This window comes from Sporosarcina sp. QA0331, assembly GCF_055808055.1.
Window position 1 is genome coordinate 881,111 of sequence record NZ_CM147850.1, and the last position, 22,490, is coordinate 903,600.

A 22,490-nucleotide genomic window follows, 5' to 3' on the forward strand; every position below is an offset into this window, starting at 1 on the left:
AAATAATGGCAGAGTTGATTTTGGAACATATTTATAAGGAATTCGATAAGAATGTAACGGCTGTGTCGGATTTTCACCTGCATATTGAAGACGAGGAGTTCATCGTATTTGTCGGTCCTTCTGGATGCGGAAAGTCGACGACGCTCCGGATGATTGCAGGGCTAGAGGAAATTACGTCCGGAAGTATTTATCTCAACGGAAAAAGAGTGAATGATGTGGCGCCGAAGGACCGTGATATCGCCATGGTCTTTCAAAACTACGCACTGTATCCGCATATGACCGTGTATGGAAATATGGCATTCGGTTTAAAGAACAGGAAGTTTCCGAAAGCAGAAATCCACGAAAGGGTCATGAATGCCGCAAGAATTTTGGGGCTAGAGGAGTTATTAGACCGAAAACCGAAGGCGCTTTCCGGCGGGCAACGACAGCGGGTTGCGTTAGGAAGAGCGATCGTCCGCGATGCACAAGTGTTCCTTATGGATGAGCCGCTCTCGAATTTGGATGCAAAACTGCGTGTCCAAATGCGGGCGGAAATTGCGATGCTTCATCAACGGCTGAAAACGACGACGATCTATGTGACACATGACCAGACGGAAGCGATGACGATGGCGACAAGGCTCGTCGTCATGAAAGACGGGTTCATTCAACAAATAGGTTCACCGAAGGAAGTGTATGAATATCCGGAGAATGTATTCGTCGGTGGATTCATTGGTTCGCCTGCAATGAACTTTTTCACAGGCATTGTCGGTGAAGGAATCTTCACGACAGGGAATACAAAGCTGTTCATTCCAGAAAGCCGGATGGAGATGCTCCGCGGCTTGGGCTATATCGGAAAAGAAGCGATGATCGGCATCCGACCGGAGCATATTGAGGAAGCTGCAAGCAGCGGTGATGGCGGGATGAAATCAAATGTAACTGTCCAAGTCGATGTATCCGAGCTGACCGGCGCTGAAACGATGGTCTATTCCAGTTTGGAAGGGCAGAACTTCGTCGCACGGTTAAGCGCAGAAACAGCAATCCGTCCTGGCGAGCAAGTAAACCTTGCGTTTTCGATGGATAAAGTCCATTTCTTCGATAAGGAAACCGAATTGCGTATTCGTTCTTCCTGAAAATAAATATCAAAAATAGTTTGATAATCTAAAAGGGAATTTCATAGCTTCGTCGAATCTCTATTGGTAGCAACGAAAATACCAATAATAGAGAGGATGAACGATTGGATGAAAGTCCTGAAGTATGCAGCCGCTAGTTTAATGGCGTGCGCATTATTTTTCCAAGGGGTGGGAGGACATACGGCGTCTGCACAAACCGGCGAGGATCCGACAATCCGGATTGGCGTTGTGCCGACCGTCGGTTCATTGACTATCGGCGGGCAAGGTGCATTTGAATTGATCGATAAGTACACAGGAGAGGTAATATTTACCGGAACGGATGAAGAAGTGTTCGTGGAATTGGGTTCCGCTTCAACTGTTCAAACTCACTACCGTCTGCAAGTCGCTTTCACGACGAGTCAAGCATATTTAGATGATTGGCTTCGACGGGCGCATGCTGAAGGGTATCCGACGTACGCAGAAGATTATAACGGCGGTTGGCGTTTGTATCTTGGCAAATTTGCGGCGGATGCATCATTCGCAGACAGGACTGCATTCAAGGATGAAGTTGTCGCAAAAGGATTGGCTGCGAGCGACGCATTTTGGAAAATCATAACGATTGCAGAAGGCGAAACACAATTGAAAGTGACGAAAAACGGGGAAGAGAAGGAAACTTCGAATCCTGTTCAAGTTTTAGCGCCGTCCGGATTCGTTAAAATCAACGGACAAACGTATCGCGGACTTGCGGAAGTTGGCTTCAACAGCAGCGGAACGTTGGCAGGTATCAATGAATTGAGCATCGAGCAATATTTATACGGTGTCGTTCCTCGTGAGCTTCCTCCGGTTCCATATGCAGAAGTGGAAGCACAAAAAGCACAGGCGATTGCAGCACGCACATATGCTTTATCCAATATGGGCAAGCGGAGTGCGGACGGCTATGATCTATTGCCGACAACTTCCGATCAAGTGTATGGAGGATTTAGCGCGGAGCATCCGATCTCGAATGAAGCTGTCGACGGTACTAGAGGGATTGTCGCGACGTATGAAGGGAAGCTCATAACAGCGGTTTTCCATTCAACGAGCGGCGGTTTCACGGCGAATAACGAAGATGTATGGAACTCGGAAGCGACTCCTTATTTACGAGCAAAGCATGTAGCGCAAAAAGGGAATGACTTAAAATACGTCCCGGCTTTGGACATTTATAAGAAAACAGGCGCAGGGGAATCATTGCGTGAAGTGAAGACAGGAGATTTCGAAGCGAATTGGTCCAAATATTATCGTTGGCATTTTGAATGGACGGCAGAGGAAATCAGCGAAATCGTTGGAACCTACTTCAACACTGAAGTCGGCGAAGTGTTGGAAATCAATGTAACAGAACGGTCCAGCTCGGGTCGTGCGGCTGTCATTGAATTCGTTACGGACAACGGTACGTTCTACGAATACAAGGACCGCATCCGCTGGGCACTCCAATATATCGATGCGAACGGCAATCCGGCAGTGTTGTTAAGCACATTGTTCATTATTGAGCCTGTCATCGATAAGGAAACGAATGAGACGATCGGATACAAAGTGGACGGCGGCGGATGGGGCCATGGCGTCGGAATGTCCCAAGTCGGTGCGGTCGGAATGGCTGAAAAAGGATATACGTATGATGTTATTTTGAAGCATTTCTACACAGGGATTGATTTAGTGACAAGATATTAATTCGACGGAAAAAAAGGCGGTAGTCAACAGATGTATGTATTAGGAATCGACGGTGGCGGAACGAGGACGACGGGCATTGTCGCCGATGTATTTGGAAACGTTTACATGCATGCAGTAACTGGACGGAGCAATCCGAACACGTTGCTGCAGGCAGAATTCGAAGAAGTGATTTGCGGATTGGCAAGAGAGTTGAAAAAGCAGAACGAAGCTGTTTTCAATCAATTGTCCGTCTGTTTTGCTGGAATTGCAGGCGTCGGGGAAAGTGGGCGGGATGTAGAAGTGGCGGCCCTGTTAGCACAGGAGCTGCCAGCCGGAACGACAGTCACTGTACGGAACGATGCGTTTAATGCTTTATATTCCGGCACGCTCGGCGGACCGGGCATCGTCCAGATAGCAGGTACCGGCGCTGTCACATTAGGCATTAATGAAAACGGGGAAACCGCCCGTTCTGGTGGATGGGGTTATTTATTCGATGACGAAGGAAGCGGGTTTTATTTAGGGAATGAAGCGTTGAAAGCGGTGTTCCGTTCGTTTGATAATCGCGGCTCGGCGACATCATTGACGGATCGGGTCAAGGAGTATTTTGCTGTCCAAAACGTCCCGGATATTATCGGCAAAGTGTACGGGAAAGAACATCCGCGTTCAGTCGTCGCGCCGCTTGCCCGTCTCGTTTTTCAAGAAGCGCAGGCGGATGATGAAGTTGCAAAAGGGATTGTGGAGAGAGCGTGCGAGGAAATGATGCATTCAATTGAAGCTTGCCATCACCGTATATTCGATAAAAACGATCCAACTGCAATTGTATTGTCGGGCGGCGTCTTCACCGAATTTGAGCTGTTTGCAGAAAGGTTCCGTGAATTGGCCCATCAATCGATTCCGAACGCCGTCTTCCAATCGACGCAAGTGCCGCCTGTCGGAGGGGCGGTTCTTGCAGGATTGGCGGAAAGGCAAAAGACTGTCCATCCGGAATTCGCCAGCCGTTTGAATGAACAGCTTCAAGAAAGGGTGGCGCCATGACGGTAGTGCCTTTAGTAGAAATACTTGCATCTGATATCGTGGAGCTTTGGAATAAGGAAATCGGCGAACGATTTCCGATGAACGCCGCGTTATGGAATCAAAACACAACGACTGAACCGAATGTGGTGACGGAAGGGTCTTTCGCTGTCGTTAAGGAAGGGCAACTTTGTGGATTTATTGTCGCGAAACGGTATGTGGAGAAGCTTGATGCCCGTATGCCGAAGACGGTCGGATGGATTCAATGCATGTTGGTCGGGAAGCCATTTCAAAAAGATGGGGTCGGCTCGGAGTTGCTTCGGCTCGCGGAACAGGCGCTGCTTGAAGCGGGAGTTGATGAAATCCGATTAGGGCGTGATCCATGGCATTACTTCCCTGGCGTTCCAGTTGAAGACGTAGCAACGATCGGCTGGTTTGAAAAGCGTGGATACATCAAGGGCGGGATTGAAACGGATTTGATTAAAAATGTCCGAGAAAGTGAGTTATACAAGCTAACGAATTCGAGTGAGCATTATCGTCTATTGACGAAAGATGACATCCCTTCTCTGCTCCAGTTTTTGGAGCGCGTCTTTCCGGGTCGCTGGCATTATGAAGTTATTCATTATGAATTAATTGCCGGCTCGGGAAGGGAGTTTATCGGTTTTTTCATTGACGGTGAACTGCAAGGATTTTGCCGGATAAACGACCCACTATCACCGGTCATTGCGCAAAACGTATATTGGTCGGCGTTAAGCAAAGGGGAGATGGGTGGCATCGGACCTTTAGGAATTGACCGTGAAATCCGAGGGAATCATTTTGGAATCGACTTAGTGAAGGCTGCGGCGAATGAACTGATCAGCAGGGGAGTGACGGATATCGTCATTGATTGGACACAGCTCGTTGCATTTTATGAAAAGCTCGGCTTCACACCTTGGAAGCAGTATCAGTCGATGTCTAAACAATTGGGGTGGAATGAATGAGAGAAGCGGTGAAGGACTTTTTACAGCGCGAAATCGATTTGCAAGTGACACCGGGAGCGGTCATCCGTGTCCGGCACAAAGGAAAAATCATACTCGACGAAGCAGTTGGAACGAATAGTTTGGAAGAAGATAAAGTACCCGTAACGAGCAGTCATCTGTTCGATATGGCGTCGTTGACGAAGGTGATGGTGACGTTGCCTGCCGTCTTGCAATTATGTGAAGCTGGGGAAATCCATTTGCATGATAAAGTTGCGAGATTCATCCCTTCATTCCAAAAACACGGGAAAGAAGGTACGACAATTAAGCAGCTGCTCACCCATTCTTCGGGTTTGATTGCCCATCGTCCTTACTTTGAAAGGAAACTTTCAGACGCGCAAGTGTTGAAGGAGATTGAAGATGAGCAGCTGGAATATACACCTGACACTAATGTCGTTTATAGCGACCTCGGGTTCATTCTCCTTATGGAAATTATCGAAAAGGTTAGCTGGCAGAAGATTGACGAATATGCGCAACAGCATCTATTCGAGCCAATGGGAATGAAGGATACGGGATATAAGCCGACGTGTGAGCGGCAGCGGTATGCACCGACCGAGTATTACGATCATTTGCAAGGCCATAAATATGGCATCGTCCACGATGATAATACGGAATTCATGGACGGGATAAGCGGTCATGCGGGATTGTTTTCAACGATGGACGATTTGTCTATTTACACAAGAATGCTCGAAAACGACGGAGTGCACGAAGGGAAGAAAATCCTCGATCCGCATTGGCTTGCGCTGTCGCGACGCAACTTCACACCGTTTGCGGATGAAAGCAGAGGTCTCGGATGGCAATTGAAAGGGAGCGGGGCGAGTCCAGCAGGAGATTTAATGTCGGAAAGCACGTATGGGCATACGGGATTCACCGGGACGAGCTTTTATATTGATCCAGAAAAGGAATTGACGGTCATGCTGCTGACGAACCGTGTGTATTTTGGGCGGCATCTTGAAATGCTCCGTCTGCGGCCCCGCCTACATAATATTGTCTATACAACATTGTTTTCATAGGGGGAATTAGTATGCAACGTGTCATGATCGTCGGAGCGCATTGCGGGGATGGGGAAATCCAAGCCGGCGCAATCGCCCATAAATACGCACAGGCAGGATATCAAGTAACGTTCCTTCATTTAACGGCAGGGGAGAAGGGAGCACCGCCGAATATGGATGTAGAGAAATACCGTCTGCAAAAGATCCGGGAGGCTGAAGCAGCAGCGGCCATTTTAGGAGGAACGAGCATCACACTCGCACATCGGGATGCAGAATTGACGTTCAATGAAGAAATCGTCAAGGAAGTGGCGACGATTTTTCGGAGGGAAAAGCCAGAATTCGTCATTACACATTGGGAGAACAGCATGCATCCTGATCATGCACTCTGTCAAAAGATTGTACAAGATGCATGGCTGAAAGCTTCCTTGCCGGGATTCGATCTTGAAGGACTGCCCCCGCACGGTCTTCGACGCGTTTTCCATAGTGAAAACTGGGAGGACATGGATGGGTATGAACCGGATATTTACGTCGATGTGACAGATTCGTTCGATGCTTACTTGAAGGCTTTGTCTTGCTACTGGTTCATTATGAATTCTACTAGTTTCCGATATTACGATTATTATAAAGCGCTAGGGACGATGCGCGGCTGTCTGGCTCGCACAACGTATGCGCAGACGTTGAAGAACTCAAGGGGATTGCATGTAAGACGGGAAGGGTATATCCCGGGATTTCCGATTTAAGTAAAAGAGATGTGAAGAGGGGGAAACAACATGAATTTGCAAAAAAAGGTAGGCCGATTGCTGATTGCCGGATTCAAAGGCATTACGATGTCGGAGGAAATTAAACATTTGATTCACACATATCATATTGGAGGGATCATCCTATTCGGACGGAATATCGGCACGCCGGAAGAAATTCTCGCGTTGACGAACAGCCTCCAAGCGGAAGCGAAGAAGGCGGGATATGAAACGCCTTTGCTCATTTGTATCGATCAGGAAAATGGTGTCGTCAGGAGACTCGGTGAAGGGACAACGATCATCCCTGGCGCAATGCTACTCGGAGCGACACATGATCCGGCGAATGCTAGAAAAGCTGGATATATGACCGGCAAAGAATTAAAAGCGCTTGGCATCAACTGGAATTTGGCGCCTGTCGTTGATATTAACAATAACCCGAAAAATCCGGTCATCGGTGTCCGTTCCTTCGGGGAAGACACTGCGAATGTAGCGGAAATGGCGAAACATTCGATGCTCGGAATGCAAGAGGCAGAGGTCATGACGACGTTAAAGCATTTCCCGGGCCATGGAGATACGAGTGTTGATTCCCATCTCGATTTACCGGTGATCGATCATGATCTTGAAAGGTTGCACGCTGTCGAGCTAGTACCGTTCAAGGAATGCATGGCGGCTGGTGCGGATGCTGTTATGAGTGCACATGTTTATTTCCCTGCACTTGAAGACAAAGAGAATGTCCCGGCGACGTTATCACATTCAGTCATTACGGGGCTTCTTCGGGAAGAGCTCGGGTTCGACGGCGTCATTACAACGGATTGCATGGAAATGGACGCGATTTCGAAAAGGATCGGTACAGTGGAAGGATGCGTAAAGGCGGTTGAGGCGGGAGTAGACTTCGTCATGGTATCCCATTTGCATGATTTACAGGAGCAGGCAGTCATACGTTTGGCGGAAGCTGTCGAAAGCGGCCGGATATCCGAGCGTCGGATTGAGGAGTCAATTGAAAGAATCGAGAAAGTTGCGCGTAAATATACATCATGGGAAGAGATTGAAGCGAATAAAACGGTTGCCGATTTTGTCGGCTCGAAGAAGCATCATGATGAAATGGAAGAAATTTATAAGCAAGGCATAACAGAAGTGAAAGGTCCGGGTATTCCGATTGCAGTGGAGGACCGTGTGCTGCTCGTCCACCCAAAAAATGAATATGCGATGATGGTGGAAGATAAACGGTATGCGACGTTGACGATGGCGGAGCAGTTGAAGAAGCTTCACGGAAACGTTATATCAATGGAAATCGACGGTAATAGTTCGAGTGATGTCCATATGAAGGAACTCGCGGGCGAGTACGATCATATTATCGTGCTGACGTTGAATGCCGATAAGCATGAAAAACAGAGGCAGCTCGTCGATGAATTATTGGATAGTGGCAAGCCAGTTGATGTTATTGCTGTGCGGTCGCCTTATGATGCGTCATATTTTCCGGAGGCAAATCGGGTCATTTGCACATATGAATTCACACAATCTGCGTTTGAAGTTGTAGCTTCATATTTGACAGGAACAACATCAATAAATGGTAGATTACCAGTCACTATCGAATGAGTGAAAATTCTTTTTAGAAAAATAAATTAGTATTGATATTTAATTTCAGAAACGCTAAAATGACAGTAAGCGTTTTCAATGAGAGATTTTGGAAAGGAGCATGCCCGTGAAACCAATGCGCGTCTGTGGATTAATGTCGGGAACTTCTTTGGATGGCCTCGATATTGCGATTGTCGATTTCTCGTTTGAAGAAGGGAATATCCGGCATGACTTGCTTCATTTCGTGACGATGCCATATGACGATGGACTTAAGCAAGAGCTGCATAAGTTGATGGACCCGGCAGCACCACTGCATCTAGTATCTTCGATGAATATGTATTTAGGGGAACGATATGCAGAGTCGCTTACGGAAGCTTTACAGCAAGCGGGAATCGGACTGGATACGATTGATCTCATCAGTTCTCATGGTCAGACAATATGGCATGAGCCGGTAGTTGAACTGAAACGAATGTACGCCCGTCCGAATACGATGCAAATTGGTGATATCGCTGTTTTAGCGGAGCGTATAGGCAAAACAGTCATTGGGGATTTCAGAACACGTGATATGGCGGCGGGTGGGCAAGGTGCTCCATTAGTTCCATTTGCGGACCAGGTTTTATTCCAATCGGAGCTGATCGGGCGTGTCCTTCTAAACATCGGAGGCATCGCCAATTTGACAGTGCTGCCGCGGCGTGGGTCGGAGCAATCGATTGTCGCCTACGATACAGGTCCTGGAAATATGTTGATCGATGCTTGTGTTGCAAAGCTAACCGGCGGGCAAAGCTCCTTCGATCAGGACGGAAAGCTAGCTGCTGGCGGCACTGTCGACGATGAATGGATAGGTCGACTGACGAGCCATGAATATTTCGCTTTACAAGCACCGAAAAGCACGGGGAGGGAATTATTCGGATCTTCTTTCGTTGAAGCATTTTGGACGGAAGGGGATGAGCGTGGTCGATCATCCACCGATAAAATCGCCACAGCAACAATGCTGACGGCAAAAACAATAGCTACAGAGATTCAAAGATATATAGAAACGCATGACGTGAAAGAATTGATTGTCAGCGGAGGTGGTGTGCATAATCAGACATTAATGGGGTTTCTGAAGGCACTCCTACCTGAAGATGTAAAATTTGCAACGACAGGTGATCTAGGAATCGACGCAGATGCGAAGGAAGCGTTCGTCTTTGCCTTGCTTGGCTATTTGGGCATCAACAAAATTCCAAATTCATTGCCAGCAGCGACGGGCGCGGAGAAAGCGACGATAATGGGGAAAATAGCTTGGGGATCATAAGTGCTTGCAGGCAATTATGCGTGTATTTTATGGTTTATGCGTGATTCGCGGCGTTTATGCACGAATTTGGCAAGTTATGAGTATTTGTAGACGTTTATGCGTCGTTTCCGGGATTTATGCGCGTTTCCTCTGTTTTATGCGTTTGGGCACAACCGTTTTATCTGCTAGAAATTAAAAAATGGGGAAATTCACGAGAAAAATTTTAGGGGGTCAAAAAATGAAGAAAGTATGGAAGAAATCCGCTCTTGCGGCCTTAACGCTAGGGCTTGCCGCGACGATGCTTGCAGCTTGCGGCGACAAAGAAGAAGCGGGAAATGCTGAAGAGTTCAAAGGAAAGATCACCATTTGGGATGGACCAAGATGGCCGGATGCGGACGATAATAAGTTCCATTGGCTAGAAGATAAGATTAAAGAATACGAAGAAGCAAATGAAGGCATTGAAATCGAATTAGTGCAAGTGCCATGGGCGGAAATGGGAGATAAGCTCGGCGTCGCCATCGCAGGTAAAGCTTGGCCGGATATCGCGCCAGTCGATATTAGCGGCAGCGCGGTAAGCATCGATCATATCGAGCAAGGCGTCATCGAATCACTAGATCCATATTTCGATAAAGATGCAAAAGCGGACTTCTACGACAATGCGCTTGAAGCATATACGTATGATGGAAAGCTATACGGAATTCCGAACAGTATTACGTTGCACACGATGCTGTTGAACTTGGATCTATTCGAAGAGGCAGGCGTTGAGCCGCCGAAAGATGGAAAGTGGACATATGAAGAGTTTTTACAAGCAGCAGAAAAATTGACGTTCGACCGCGATGGCGATGGCAAGACGGATGTATACGGATTCTCGACGTACATCATGCCTGGCTATTATGAAGCTTGGCCATTCTTCTATAAAAATGGCGGATCACCGCTTAACGAGGATATGACGGAGTTCACATTCGATTCTCCGGAAGCTGTAAAGGCGATTCAAGATTTGGCTGATATGAAATTGACGCATAAAGTTGCTCCAGAGACGCATGGCGGCAATGATGTTGGTGGTACTTTCCAAGCGTGGGCGAATGAAGAGCAGCGTACAGTCGCCATGCAACCTTGGGCAACATGGGCAATCGGTGCTGCACAAGGTGCATATCCGACAAACTTCATGGTTGCTGAATATCCGTCAGGTGATAAAGATGCATCGACAATCGGCGGCGTCGGCGGTTGGGTCATGATGCACCAAGAAGATGTGAACAAGAAAGCAGCAGTTGCAGATTTCATGAAATTTATTTCTACAGCTGATGAACAATATCATATGGCACAAAATTACGGTATTTTCCCGGCGCGCATTAGTGCTGCTGAAATGGATCCGTTCAAAGACAATCCGGAAATGACACGTGCAATGGAAATGTCCGATCAAGTTATCATGCTTCCACGTCATCCGGAATGGAAAAAAATTGATGAAGCAATCCAAAGTGAACTGCAACTCGTGTTCAATGGTGAAAAAACTGCCGAGCAAGCGATGGCAGATGCTAAAAAAGCAGTAGACCAAATAATGGAGTAATAAAGTGAAACTTCACTCAATGGGGGTGCTTTTCCCCCAGTGAGTGTTAGTTGAACCAATCGGGCATTTACTGGCAGTCTACCTCCCACATAGGTGGGAGTCTTACTGCCAGTTAATGCGGGATAAAAAGAAAGCAGGCTATGCATCGCGTACGCCTGCTTCACTTTTAGGGGGGTGTCAATATGACTCAGATGCCTATGGGTGCAGTGCCGAAAAAGAATAAGGAAAAACTGAAAGTTATCGGAAAATCGAAAAAGAGTCCTAAAAAAGTGCTTTACGAGATGAAGCGGAACTATAGCGCGTACCTCTTCCTGCTGCCAAAGCTTATTCTTTTCACGCTTTTCGTTGCAATCCCCGTTGTGTGGGCGTTCATTTTATCCTTTCAGAAATACAAAATCTTCGGCAGTGAATTTGTCGGATTAGAGAACTACATAAAAGTGTTTGAGAGCGAAGCATTCCGGATTGCATTGAAAAACACTTTGCTATTTACGGTCGTAACAGTTCCGTTCGGCGTTATTAGCGCTCTTGTGCTGTCCACACTCATTTTTGAATTAGGGAAAGTATCACAAAGCTTGTTCAGATCTGCGTTCTATTTGCCGACGGTCACCTCGATGGTCATCATCGCGATGGTGTGGCGCTGGATGTACAATTACGATTTCGGGCTTTTCAACTATGTGTTAGGTTGGTTCGGCGCTGGTCCCGTCAACTGGCTTGGACAGTCGAGTACGGCGTTATGGGCGCTGATCATTATGCAATGTCTCATCCCGTTTGGAGTTGGGATCATCATGTATTTAGCTTCGATGGGATCGATTTCCCAATCGTTATATGAAGCCGCGCGGATAGATGGTGCAAGCCGATTCAAACAGTGGATCCATATTACGATTCCTTTATTGAAACCGACGACATTATATTTAGTGCTATTGAGCACGATTGGTTCATTCCAAGTGTTTACGCAAATCATCATGATGACCGGGGGAGGACCGGGGAGCGCGACAGAAACGCTCGTCCACCTCATTTATAAAACGGGCTTCCGTGATTTCGAATTCGGTTTGGCAGGGGCTCAATCAGTCGTATTATTTGTCATTATCCTCATCTTTTCTGTCATCCAATTCCGGGTGCTTCGCCATGATGAGTGATTGGGGGATAGGAAATGAAGAAAAAACCGCTCGATCGTTTAAATAAACTAATTATTTTCGGATTGCTTACTGTTTTCGCCATTGTTTCATTGCTTCCGTTGTATTGGGTGTTCTCGACTTCTCTTCAGCTAAGCAGCTATCAATCCCAAGATATGGAGCGTCCAGTTTCATACGTCGACTCCAATCCGCCGAAAATGTATCCGATGGGAATACCGCTATATTTCAAGCATTGGGGCGAGGCGAGGGATGCGGCTAAAGCTGGGGATGCCAAAGAGGAAGCGTATCATCGCGATATGATGGACCATATCGTTTCGAATTCGTTCGGTAGCTTCAAGACATTGTTCAAGAAGCATGACGTTGGAAAATGGTTTTTCAATAGTATTTACATTGCGGTTGTCGTCACGATAGGCATTTTGCTTATCGACTCGATGGCAGGCTATGTGTTGGCGAAGAAGAGATTCCCAGGACGGAATTTGATCTTCTGGATTATTATTTCGACGATGATGATCCCTGGTCAAGTAACACTCGTCCCACTATTCATTATGGTCGGGAATTTAGGTTTGATGGATACGCATTGGGCATTGATCCTACCTGATCTTTCCATGGTATTCGGCGTATTCCTCATGAGGCAGTTCATGTATTCCATTCCGGACGAATTGCTTGAGGCTGCCAGAATGGACGGGGCAAGTGAATGGCGGACATTTTGGACAGTCGTCCTGCCGCTCGCAAGACCGGGACTTGCCGCGCTTGGCATCTTCACGTTCATGAACGTATGGAATTCATTCCTATGGCCGATCATCGTGCTGAACACTGCAGAGCTTTACACATTGCCTGTAGGGTTGAAAACATTGCAGGACGCGAACTTGGCAAGCTTTAAATTGCTTATGAGCGGTGCTGCAGTTGCTGCCATTCCGATGATCATCGTCTTCATTTTATTCCAACGTTATTTCGTCAAAGGCTTGACGCTTGGCGGCGTGAAAGAATGATGGGGCACATTCAAGTGAAGTTGGGTGTTGACGCATTTTTTGAGAGGGACTTGTCGGAACTACGTGGGAAGAGGCTCGGTTTATTGACGAATCAAACAGGTGCAAATGCAGAGCTTGTCTCTACGATTCGTTTATTCCATGAGCATCCCGAGCTTCAGTTGGCGGTGCTTTTCGCGCCGGAGCACGGCTTGTTGACGAATGTGAAGGAAGGCGAGAAATTCACCGACGCCATCCATCGTTCAACGGGCATTCCGATATTTAGCCTGTACGGGCAGTCGAAAAAACCGACGGATGCAATGATGGAAAAAGTCGACATCGTCGTCTTCGATATACAAGACATCGGCGCGAGATATTATACGTATATTTACACGATGGCATATATGATGGAAGCTTGCGCTCGAACAGGAAAAAGAATGATTGTCCTCGATCGGCCGAATCCGATTGGCGGAGACATAGTCGAAGGGAATTTAATCGATCCGGATTACACGTCTTTCGTCGGACTATATCCGATTCCGAACAGGCATGGTATGACAGTCGGTGAGCTTGCTACCTATTTTAACGAAGAGTTTCACATCGGATGCGAATTGGAAGTGGTCGAGATGAAAGGCTGGAATAGGCGTTCATTCCAAACGGATAATGGGCTGCCTTGGATACCGCCTTCGCCAAATACGACATCGCTCGATATGATGCTGCTATATCCGGGGACATGTTTGGTAGAAGGAACGAATCTTTCCGAAGGACGTGGGACGACACAACCGTTTGAAATTATCGGCGCTCCTTTCATTGACGGAGAGAAGTTGCAAGATAATGTAAATGCTTTAGGCTTGGAAGGGATCCGCGCACGCGCACTCTCCTTCACGCCGATGTATCAAAAGTACAATGGACAACTTTGCGAGGGGATTCAGCTTCATATAACGGATCGGCAGACGTTTAAACCAGTGGAGTCATTCGTTAAAATCCTTGCAGTCGTTGCAGAGATGTACCCCGGAAAACTCGAGTTTTTGGAGTATGGCAAATTGGGGCATCCGATGATCGATCTGCTTGCAGGGAATGATGCATTGCGCCGTGGGCTATTGGAAGGGAATATACACCGGTATTTGCAGGAGTGCAGTCGAGATACGGGGAAATTCATGAAAATGAGAGAACGTTACTTACGATACAGATAGGAAGGCGGACGATGGAAAAATTATCACTTCTGACGACTGAAGGATCCAATCCGAAGACAAAGAGATTGGATGAAATGTCAATCGGGGACATATTGAGAACGATGAATGATGAGGATCAGACCGTTGCCTTAGCTGTTCGGCAAGTGATCCCGGAAATTGAAAAGACTGTTGAAAAAGTAGTGGAAGCTTTTAAAAATGGTGGTAGGCTTCTCTATATAGGTGCAGGAACGAGCGGCAGAGTCGGCGTCATGGATGCAGTGGAATGCCCTCCGACATTTGGAACTTCCCCCGATCTCGTAAAGGCGGTATTGGCAGGGGGAGAAGGGGCGATGTATCAGGCCGTCGAAGGCGCTGAAGATGATGAAACACTTGGAGCGAAGGACGTCGAGGATCTTCAAGTGAACAGTAAGGATGTCATTATCGGCATCGCTGCAAGCGGAAGGACGCCTTATGTGAAAGGTGCGCTCGTGTATGCGAAGTCATGCGGCGCAACGACTGTCAGCCTTTCCAATAATGAAAACTCGCTCATTAGCAACTATGCGGATATACCGATCGAAGTCATTACCGGTCCAGAAATATTGACAGGGTCGACTCGATTGCGTGCCGCGACTTCCCACAAGCTCATTTTGAATATGATTTCGACAACGGCGATGGTGAAGACAGGCAAGGTGTATCAAAACTTAATGGTCGATTTAAATGCAAGCAATTTCAAATTGCGGGAACGTGCGAAAAAGATGGTTTGCACGATTACCGAAATGGATGAAGACAAGGCAGAATCTGTTCTGAGAGAGACCGGTTACAATGTTAAGCTTGCCATCGTCATGATTCTTGCACAAGTCGATAAAGAAAAAGCTCAAGAATTGATCATAGCGGCGGATGGATTCGTAGGCAAAGCCGTTAAACTCGCAAGTATGGAAGAAGGGTAAACGTTATGTATCATACGTTTCAAAGCGGAGATGAAATAGGGATTGTCGGACTATGGAATGACGTTCTGATCCACGATCCAATCAATGAAAAACGTTTCAGGACACAAGTGCTTCTCGATGCAAACTTCGACCCTGAAGGCTTGATCGTCGCGGTTGACGGAGGGCGGATTGTCGGAGCGATCTTAGCCATCACGCGAAAGCTGCCGATGAGCGGTACTGAACTTGAGCCCGATACGGGATGGATCACCTTTTTCATGGTGCATCCTGACTTCGGGAGAAAAGGAATCGGCAATGGGCTTATGGAGAAGGCAATTGATTATATTCGCGGGCAAGGGGCTAAGAAAGTGTTCTTTTCTTCTTACGCACCGAATTATTTCCTTCCGGGAATCGATGAAGCTGTCTATCCATCCGGTTTCAATTTCTTGCAAAAAGAAGGGTTTAAACGCGCCTATTCACCGGTCGCCATGCATAGAGCGTTGACGGATTATGTTTATCCTGACGCGGTGAAGGCAGTAAAATTGAAGCGCGAGCAGGAAGGTTATATGTTTGAAACGGTTCGGGACGGTGACTTGCCTGCCGTTATCTGGTTCGCAAATACCGTCTTCAACCCAGATTGGGGACGTGCAATCCGAGAAGGTTTATTGCAAGGGATCGACCCATCTCAAATTCTAGTTGCGAAAAAGGAAGGCAGGATTGTAGGCTTTGCAATGTATGGCGGCTACGAAGGGATCCGGGAACGTTTCGGTCCTTTCGGAGTCGATGACAGCGAGCAAGGAAAAGGGCTTGGAAAGGTATTATTGCATGAGGCTCTACATTCAATGAAGCAAATGACTATCCAAGGTGCTTGGTTCCTTTGGACGAGTGAAAAGAGCTCGGCAGGACATTTATATTTGAAAAATGGATTTAAGACATACCGGATATTCCATGTCATGGTGAAGGAATTAGATTGAAGAAAATGGAGGGTTATATATGGCTATAGCGAGCGGCGGCTTAGTGCTGCTGAAAGAAATGAGGCAATTGCTCCCTCCTTCGGAACAGAAAATAGCCGACTATATTTTAGCGAACCCGCAAGATATTGTGACGATGACCGTTTCGGAGCTAGGCGAAGTGAGCCAAACGAGCGGCGCTGCTGTCACGAGACTATGCAAATCATTGCAATTGAAAGGTTTTCAGGAGTTGAAATTACGTATTAACGGTGATCTTGGACGGAAAATGGAAATTACGACGCGGGACATCCAGCCGAATGAACCAGTTGCTACGACGATTCAGAAGGTGACGGAGCATGCCGTCCATACATTGCTGGAAACAGCGGAATTGCTTGACCATAAGCAATTGGAATGTGCTGTCGATGCAATTGTGAAAGCGCAAAATATCCACTTTTTCGGCGTTGGTGCCTCAGGAATTGCGGCAATTGATGCACAGCAGAAGTTTTTGCGGATCCATAAAGCCTCAACTGTCAGCACGGATTTACATATGGGGGCAACGATCATGGCGAATGTTGACGAGAAAGATGTTGTCGTTGGCATCTCCTTCTCGGGAGCGACATTTGAAGTTGGGAAAATTCTTGAGCTTGCGCAAGCGAATGGAGCAACGACCATCAGTTTGACGAAATTCGGCCAGACACCGATTTCGCGAATTTCAGATATCCAACTGCATACATCACCTGCAAAGGAAGCAAATTTGCGAAGCGGCGCTACGTCGTCGAGGCTTGCACAGCTGCATATTATGGATATCTTGTTCATGTCGGTTGCCTCAAAGCAATTCGAAACGACAATTACTTATTTGGATGCAACACGTGAAGCGATTGATGATATTCGGAACGATTCGTTCAAGAAACGGAAAAAATAATTCGGGAGGTGACAGCTTTGACATCATTGCTCATTCATAATGTCCGGATTGCATTGCCGGATGGCGTCATGGAAGGCGAAATTGTTGTGGATGATGGGAAAATCAGAACCGTTTCAAGCAGAGCAATTAACGACTTCGCAGGAAAACGGATGGACGGTCAAGGCTGTCTTGTCCTTCCAGGATTCATTGATATCCACATACATGGAGCGGTTGGCGCTGATTTCATGGATGGAAACGAGGAGTCATTTGAAAAGATCTCAAACGCTTTGCCAATAGAAGGGACGACTTCATTTCTTGCGACGACGCTGACCCAGTCGACGGATGATATCGCAAAAGCAGTCGATATCGGCTATAGATTCCTAGAGCAGAATGAAACAGGTGCTGAAATGCTCGGATTTCATTTGGAAGGACCTTTCATTCACCCGGAACAAGCAGGTGCGCAGCCAATTGAATTTATTCGAAAACCTTCTTTTGCTCTTTTAGAAAGATGGTTCGGTGAAAGTCTTGCTCATTTGAAAGTCGTAACGCTTGCCCCGGAATGTGATGAAGATCTAGATATGACAAGGCGACTTGCAGATCGTGGCATCGTCGTTTCTGCAGGCCATACGAAAGCGTCTTTTGAGGAAATTGCGCAGGCGGTTGATCATGGTCTATCGCATCTTACCCATTTTGGCAACGCGATGACTGGCATGCACCATCGGGAGATCGGGACGGTTGGCGCAGGTTTTTTGCTGGAGCAGCTCTATTGTGAAGTGATTGCAGATGGGATCCATTTGTCGAAGGACATGCTACGTCTTCTGTATAATAAAATCGGACCGGAACGAATAACCCTTATTACGGATTCAATGCGGGCGAAAGGTTTGCCGGATGGATCGTATACATTGGCGCGCCAGACCGTGGAAGTAGTCGGTCCTAAAGCGACATTAGCGAATGGTACATTGGCTGGCAGCGTTTTGAAGATGGGTGGAGCCGTTCAAATGATGCGGAACATAGGGGCGAATCTGTCCGACTTGATAAAAATGTCTTCATCCAATGCAGCCAAACGGTTAGGAGTGTTTGACCGAAAAGGAAGCATTGAGACCGGAAAAGACGCTGATCTTGTACTCTTGGATACCGATTTTCAAGTTCAGGCGACCATTTGCAGAGGGAAGGTGAGTTATTCCCGTGAATGATGAAGTTTATGAGTTCAATTGGGTTGAAGTAGCTGACTATGACGAAATGAGTCGTCTTGCCGCGGATTTGTTTGAACAGCAGGTATACAGGAAGCCAGACAGTGTTCTTGGCCTTGCGACAGGTGCTAGTCCTACCGGCTTTTATCGACATCTCGTGGAACGGCATGTACAAGGACGGATTTCCTTTGCAAAAGTACGAACATTCAATTTGGATGAGTATATCGGACTAGAATCATCCCATCCGACGAGCTTTCACAGTTATATGGAGGACCATTTATTTTCGAAGGTTGATTTGCCAGCTACTCATTGGCATTTGCCGGATGGAAAGGCAACCGATTTGAATGAAGAATGTGTACGGTATGAAAGATTGATTCATGAAAGTGGAGGAATCGACATACAATTGCTCGGTATCGGGGTGAACAGTCATATCGGTTTCAATGAACCGGGAACACCATTCCATTCACGGACACATATCGTCGATCTGGCGGAATCGACTCGTACAATGAATGCAAAGTATTTTCATTGCGAGGAAGATGTCCCGAGGCGAGCGATTACGATGGGCATCCAAACAATTCTCGAGGCGAAGGAAATTATCCTTCTTGCATTTGGAGATGAAAAGACGGAAGCGATCGAGCGGTTGAAAAGTGAAGTCGTATCGAAGGAATTTCCGGCGAGCTGTTTACATAGACATGCGAATGTCACGGTTCTATATGGGAAGCGAACAGGCTCCGAAGATATTTAGGGGGGATAAAGCATGGCTGAACTGAAGTTGACCAATTTGACGAAGGAATATGACAAAGGTGTCGTTGCCGTCAAAGATTTCAATTTAAATATAGAAGATAAGGAATTTATCGTATTTGTCGGTCCTTCTGGCTGTGGAAAATCGACGACGTTGCGAATGATTGCCGGTTTGGAAGATATAACGGATGGCGATTTTGAAATCGACGGCAAGCGGATGAATGACGTAGCCCCGAAAAATCGGGATATCGCGATGGTATTCCAAAACTATGCGCTTTACCCGCATATGACCGTCTATGAAAATATGGCGTTCAGTTTAAAGCTTCGGAAAGTGAAGAAGAAAGAGATTGAAGTGAAAGTCCAAGAGGCCGCAAAGATTTTAGGATTGGAGGAGTATTTGGACCGTAAGCCGAAAGCATTGTCTGGAGGACAGCGTCAACGGGTAGCACTTGGGCGGGCAATCGTAAGGGATGCGAAAATTTTCCTCATGGATGAGCCGCTGTCCAATTTGGACGCTAAGCTGAGGGTGCAAATGCGCGCCGAAATCCAAAAGCTGCATAGACGACTGCAGACGACAACGATTTACGTAACGCATGACCAGACAGAAGCGATGACAATGGCGACACGACTCGTCGTCATGAAAGACGGTTATATCCAACAAGTTGGAACGCCGAAAGAAGTATATGATTTCCCGAGGAATGTATTTGTCGGAGGTTTCATCGGTTCACCAGCAATGAACTTTTTCAAAGGGACAATGACGGAGGAAGGCTTCGCCATTGGGGAAACAAAGGTTTTTATTCCGGAAGGGAAACGCAAAATGCTTCAAGAGAATGGGTATGCAGGGAAGGAATTAATCCTCGGCGTCCGGCCGGAAGATATTTATACGAAAGCGTCCGACATCGAATCGAATGGAAAGGCGACTTTCCAGGCGACAATCGAAGTGGCGGAACTAATGGGAGCTGAAACGTATTTATACGCAGCGTTGAACGGATTTGATTTCATCGCAAGAATCGATTCCGACACGTCGATCCGACCAACAGACACGATTCCGCTCGCATTTGATATGGAGAAAGCGCATTTCTTTGATGTTGAAACAGAAGAACGTATATATTCATAAATTGGAAAAGGGTTGCTCTCATGATGAGAAGCAACCCTTATTTTGTATAGTAACTTTTATTGTTGAAGTTTATGTCCATCTAAAGATCCGTGATCCGGATTCTATTGAAAATGATCAATGCCGCGGTCATTTTCCACTGGGTGTCTTCTATCCTTAAGCAACGCAAGCCCTACCATCTCTTGCGTCCTTGCGACCCTTTAGCCGCGCCAGTGTGAATAAGTGTCCTCAAAAACAGTACGTAGAATGCCATGTCAAATTAAAAGTTACTATGGCGTTAACTAATTAATTATAGCATAGATATATGTGGGAAGCAAGTGCTGTTGGGAAATGAGCATAGATTTTATACATATTCCCCGGGAAATATGCTTTTTTCGACTGGTTTCTACTTGTTTTGCAAATTAAGTATGTCATCGAATTATCGATTGGGGGAAATATCTTTACCTGGAAAAATAGTATGTTTTTATTATGGAATAATTTGATAGATACGGATAAAACCTGCAAGCTAGCCAGTTAACGCAATAGTATTGTCACTAATTCTACATCATTCTTGTTGTTTAAATGACTCTATTTCCTATATAATAAAAATATCTTTCTTAAGGGAGTTGGGGATGGCTTGAAGCCGAATTCAAAATTTGCAACGAAGATTGTCGTCCTTGTCGTTTTGGTCATTGGAATTGTAACAAGTGTCGGATGGTATGTCTCGGGTGCAAATAAGGGAATGAATGTGTCGTTTTCTGATTTTGAGAAGACGATTCAGGCTCAAGAAGGAAAGCCGTTGTCCTTGAAGGAAAAGGCTGATGGCACATTGCATTTGGAAACGAATGATGGACTGTATGTAACGCAAGTCCGTCCACAAAGCCAACTTGCAGAACAATTAGTGGAAAAATATAATCTTTCATATACATTTGCCGACGCTAGCCAATATAACAGTTTGATTGTCGGTGGTTTGATTCTAGCAGCGTTTTTGACATTGGTAATTCTTCACAAGAAAGGGAAGCTTGGGGTAGGCGTTTCTTCGATGAAGAACGGAGCTTCGAAAGCGACTCCGCTTCCTGATATTACTCTTAACGATATCGGTGGGCTTCCGGAAGAGATGAAGGAAGAGATTCACCAGACGCTTTCGATCATCAAAGATCCGAAACGTGCAACACAAGTCGGTATCCAAGCGCCAAAAGGGATTCTTTTGTATGGGCCTCCGGGGACCGGAAAAACATTGCTTGCCCAAGCAATCGCTCGTGAAATTGGAGCTACTTTCTATTCTTCCAGCGGTTCTGCGTTTACGGAGCTGTTTGTCGGGGTCGGCGCTTCACGCGTGCGCACATTATTCCAAAATGCCCGTAAAAATCGTCCGGCCGTTATCTTTATCGATGAAGTAGACGCACTTGCAGGCAAACGGAAAGAGCATGGCGGTGAAGAGTCTGAAAAGACATTGACGGAGCTGCTTGTTCAGTTGGACGGCGGCAACGATAATGAAGGGATCTTGTTCATCGCGGCGACGAACCGTAAAGACATGCTAGATGAAGCGTTCCTTCGTCCGGGTCGTATTGATTATACATTCAATGTACCACTTCCGGACACGCATGGACGTCGTGAAATTATCGACATCCATACGAAAGGCCGACTGTTGGCGAAAGAAGTGTATGCTTCACTTGATGTATTGGCTGAAAGCACATCGGGATTTTCAGGTGCGGAGCTCAGCTCTTTATTTGAAACGGCGAGCAAGCGGGCAATTCGTGATGGCCGCGAAGAAATTGGCAAGGGAGACCTCGATTTCGCAATCGACAGGACGATTCTTGGAAGTACATCACGTACACTGAACGATCCTGATACGAAAAGAAGAGTTGCTATTCATGAATCTGGCCATGCGTTAATCGCTGCTATCACAAAACCGGGCTCTGTCCGTAAAGCGACAATCATTCCGCGCGGACAAGCACTTGGTTATGTGGCTCCGATTCAGAAGGAGCTACATTTGCAGACAGCAAGCGAGTTGCTCGATCAAGTGAGCATGATTCTAGCAGGAGGCGTCGCAGAGCGGCTATATCTTGGGGAGCATAGCATTGGCGTGAGTGGAGATGTGCAGCAGGCGAAGGATATTATCGAGCGGATGGTAGACACGGGCTTGCTTCAAGATGGGTTCATGCTGACCTTCAATAAAGGTGAAAAAGAATTAAAAATGCAAGCTCTCTTCGGAGAAGCGTTGCGAAAAACCGAAACGCTCATTCAGGAAAATGCCGCGCAGTTCGAGGAATTGGTCAATGTCTTATTCCAAAAGGAGACATTGGACGGCTCTGAAGTGCAGAAAATTGTTGATGGTAAAGGTGTAGAAGAAGTAAAAGAGTTAGTAATCGTGTATTGATTGAAGCACTCCTTAGTCCTTCGGGGCTAGGGGTTTTTTTATGGAATAAAATGAATTTACCCGTGGCAATTAAAACACTCCATAAAAACTAACCTAACTGTTGCCA

The 22,490-nt window shown here is 46.6% G+C and carries 19 protein-coding genes; all 19 read left to right on the forward strand.

The window, feature by feature from the left end; all coding sequences use genetic code 11:
• Positions 1-5: 5 nt before the first annotated feature.
• A complete protein-coding gene (locus AC0L13_RS04240; protein WP_473644297.1) occupies positions 6-1,109 on the forward strand; it encodes an ABC transporter ATP-binding protein in 1,104 nt (367 codons plus the stop codon).
• Between the two features lie 108 nt (positions 1,110-1,217).
• Positions 1,218-2,792, forward strand: a complete 1,575-nt coding sequence (locus AC0L13_RS04245; RefSeq protein ID WP_473644299.1) for a SpoIID/LytB domain-containing protein — start codon at positions 1,218-1,220, stop codon at positions 2,790-2,792.
• Positions 2,793-2,822: 30 nt separating this feature from the next.
• Entirely contained in the window at positions 2,823-3,806 is a 984-nt protein-coding gene (locus AC0L13_RS04250; protein ID WP_473644301.1) for a BadF/BadG/BcrA/BcrD ATPase family protein, read from the forward strand.
• Positions 3,803-4,762 (forward strand): GNAT family N-acetyltransferase, encoded by a 960-nt coding sequence (locus AC0L13_RS04255; RefSeq protein WP_473644303.1) that lies wholly within the window; start codon positions 3,803-3,805, stop codon positions 4,760-4,762. The genes AC0L13_RS04250 and AC0L13_RS04255 overlap by 4 nt, the downstream gene beginning before the upstream one ends.
• On the forward strand, positions 4,759-5,811 hold the full coding sequence (locus tag AC0L13_RS04260) for a serine hydrolase domain-containing protein (RefSeq protein ID WP_473644305.1): 1,053 nt from the start codon (positions 4,759-4,761) through the stop codon (positions 5,809-5,811). Before AC0L13_RS04255 ends, AC0L13_RS04260 begins: the two co-directional genes overlap by 4 nt.
• Before the next feature lie 11 nt (positions 5,812-5,822).
• Positions 5,823-6,530 (forward strand): PIG-L deacetylase family protein, encoded by a 708-nt coding sequence (locus AC0L13_RS04265; RefSeq protein WP_473644307.1) that lies wholly within the window; start codon positions 5,823-5,825, stop codon positions 6,528-6,530.
• A 30-nt stretch (positions 6,531-6,560) separates the two neighbouring features.
• Entirely contained in the window at positions 6,561-8,123 is a 1,563-nt protein-coding gene (gene nagZ, locus AC0L13_RS04270) for a beta-N-acetylhexosaminidase (protein ID WP_473644309.1), read from the forward strand.
• A gap of 115 nt (positions 8,124-8,238) precedes the next feature.
• Positions 8,239-9,396: an anhydro-N-acetylmuramic acid kinase gene (locus AC0L13_RS04275; RefSeq protein ID WP_473646842.1), complete on the forward strand. Its 1,158-nt coding sequence runs from the start codon at positions 8,239-8,241 to the stop codon at positions 9,394-9,396.
• 217 nt (positions 9,397-9,613) lie between these two features.
• On the forward strand, positions 9,614-10,939 hold the full coding sequence (locus tag AC0L13_RS04280) for an extracellular solute-binding protein (RefSeq protein ID WP_473644311.1): 1,326 nt from the start codon (positions 9,614-9,616) through the stop codon (positions 10,937-10,939).
• Between the two features lie 182 nt (positions 10,940-11,121).
• A complete protein-coding gene (locus tag AC0L13_RS04285; protein WP_473644313.1) occupies positions 11,122-12,075 on the forward strand; it encodes a carbohydrate ABC transporter permease in 954 nt (317 codons plus the stop codon).
• A 14-nt stretch (positions 12,076-12,089) separates the two neighbouring features.
• Entirely contained in the window at positions 12,090-13,061 is a 972-nt protein-coding gene (locus AC0L13_RS04290) for a carbohydrate ABC transporter permease (RefSeq protein ID WP_473644315.1), read from the forward strand.
• On the forward strand, positions 13,058-14,227 hold the full coding sequence (locus AC0L13_RS04295; RefSeq protein ID WP_473644317.1) for an exo-beta-N-acetylmuramidase NamZ family protein: 1,170 nt from the start codon (positions 13,058-13,060) through the stop codon (positions 14,225-14,227). The genes AC0L13_RS04290 and AC0L13_RS04295 overlap by 4 nt, the downstream gene beginning before the upstream one ends.
• A gap of 11 nt (positions 14,228-14,238) precedes the next feature.
• Entirely contained in the window at positions 14,239-15,153 is a 915-nt protein-coding gene (murQ, locus tag AC0L13_RS04300; RefSeq protein WP_473644319.1) for an N-acetylmuramic acid 6-phosphate etherase, read from the forward strand.
• A 5-nt stretch (positions 15,154-15,158) separates the two neighbouring features.
• Positions 15,159-16,103: a GNAT family N-acetyltransferase gene (locus AC0L13_RS04305; protein WP_473644321.1), complete on the forward strand. Its 945-nt coding sequence runs from the start codon at positions 15,159-15,161 to the stop codon at positions 16,101-16,103.
• A gap of 19 nt (positions 16,104-16,122) precedes the next feature.
• Entirely contained in the window at positions 16,123-17,001 is an 879-nt protein-coding gene (locus tag AC0L13_RS04310) for a MurR/RpiR family transcriptional regulator (RefSeq protein ID WP_473644323.1), read from the forward strand.
• 17 nt (positions 17,002-17,018) lie between these two features.
• Positions 17,019-18,173 carry an N-acetylglucosamine-6-phosphate deacetylase gene (nagA, locus tag AC0L13_RS04315; protein ID WP_473644325.1) on the forward strand — a complete coding sequence of 385 codons (1,155 nt, stop codon included), beginning with the start codon at positions 17,019-17,021 and terminating at the stop codon, positions 18,171-18,173.
• Complete coding sequence (nagB, locus tag AC0L13_RS04320; RefSeq protein ID WP_473644327.1) at positions 18,166-18,915, forward strand: glucosamine-6-phosphate deaminase; 750 nt, start codon at positions 18,166-18,168, stop codon at positions 18,913-18,915. Before nagA ends, nagB begins: the two co-directional genes overlap by 8 nt.
• Before the next feature lie 12 nt (positions 18,916-18,927).
• On the forward strand, positions 18,928-20,028 hold the full coding sequence (locus AC0L13_RS04325) for an ABC transporter ATP-binding protein (RefSeq protein WP_473644329.1): 1,101 nt from the start codon (positions 18,928-18,930) through the stop codon (positions 20,026-20,028).
• Between the two features lie 613 nt (positions 20,029-20,641).
• Positions 20,642-22,384 carry an AAA family ATPase gene (locus AC0L13_RS04330; RefSeq protein WP_473644331.1) on the forward strand — a complete coding sequence of 581 codons (1,743 nt, stop codon included), beginning with the start codon at positions 20,642-20,644 and terminating at the stop codon, positions 22,382-22,384.
• The last annotated feature ends 106 nt before the right edge of the window (positions 22,385-22,490 follow it).

Coding starts and splice junctions, on each gene's coding strand:
- AC0L13_RS04245 (WP_473644299.1), top strand. CDS start 1,218: ATGAAAGTCCTGAAGTATGCAGCCGCTAGTTTAATGGCGTGCGCATTA.
- murQ (WP_473644319.1), top strand. CDS start 14,239: ATGGAAAAATTATCACTTCTGACGACTGAAGGATCCAATCCGAAGACA.
- AC0L13_RS04285 (WP_473644313.1), top strand. CDS start 11,122: ATGACTCAGATGCCTATGGGTGCAGTGCCGAAAAAGAATAAGGAAAAA.
- AC0L13_RS04280 (WP_473644311.1), top strand. CDS start 9,614: ATGAAGAAAGTATGGAAGAAATCCGCTCTTGCGGCCTTAACGCTAGGG.
- AC0L13_RS04260 (WP_473644305.1), top strand. CDS start 4,759: ATGAGAGAAGCGGTGAAGGACTTTTTACAGCGCGAAATCGATTTGCAA.
- AC0L13_RS04255 (WP_473644303.1), top strand. CDS start 3,803: ATGACGGTAGTGCCTTTAGTAGAAATACTTGCATCTGATATCGTGGAG.
- AC0L13_RS04265 (WP_473644307.1), top strand. CDS start 5,823: ATGCAACGTGTCATGATCGTCGGAGCGCATTGCGGGGATGGGGAAATC.
- AC0L13_RS04240 (WP_473644297.1), top strand. CDS start 6: ATGGCAGAGTTGATTTTGGAACATATTTATAAGGAATTCGATAAGAAT.
- AC0L13_RS04325 (WP_473644329.1), top strand. CDS start 18,928: ATGGCTGAACTGAAGTTGACCAATTTGACGAAGGAATATGACAAAGGT.
- AC0L13_RS04275 (WP_473646842.1), top strand. CDS start 8,239: ATGCGCGTCTGTGGATTAATGTCGGGAACTTCTTTGGATGGCCTCGAT.
- AC0L13_RS04250 (WP_473644301.1), top strand. CDS start 2,823: ATGTATGTATTAGGAATCGACGGTGGCGGAACGAGGACGACGGGCATT.
- AC0L13_RS04305 (WP_473644321.1), top strand. CDS start 15,159: ATGTATCATACGTTTCAAAGCGGAGATGAAATAGGGATTGTCGGACTA.
- nagZ (WP_473644309.1), top strand. CDS start 6,561: ATGAATTTGCAAAAAAAGGTAGGCCGATTGCTGATTGCCGGATTCAAA.
- AC0L13_RS04295 (WP_473644317.1), top strand. CDS start 13,058: ATGATGGGGCACATTCAAGTGAAGTTGGGTGTTGACGCATTTTTTGAG.
- AC0L13_RS04290 (WP_473644315.1), top strand. CDS start 12,090: ATGAAGAAAAAACCGCTCGATCGTTTAAATAAACTAATTATTTTCGGA.
- AC0L13_RS04310 (WP_473644323.1), top strand. CDS start 16,123: ATGGCTATAGCGAGCGGCGGCTTAGTGCTGCTGAAAGAAATGAGGCAA.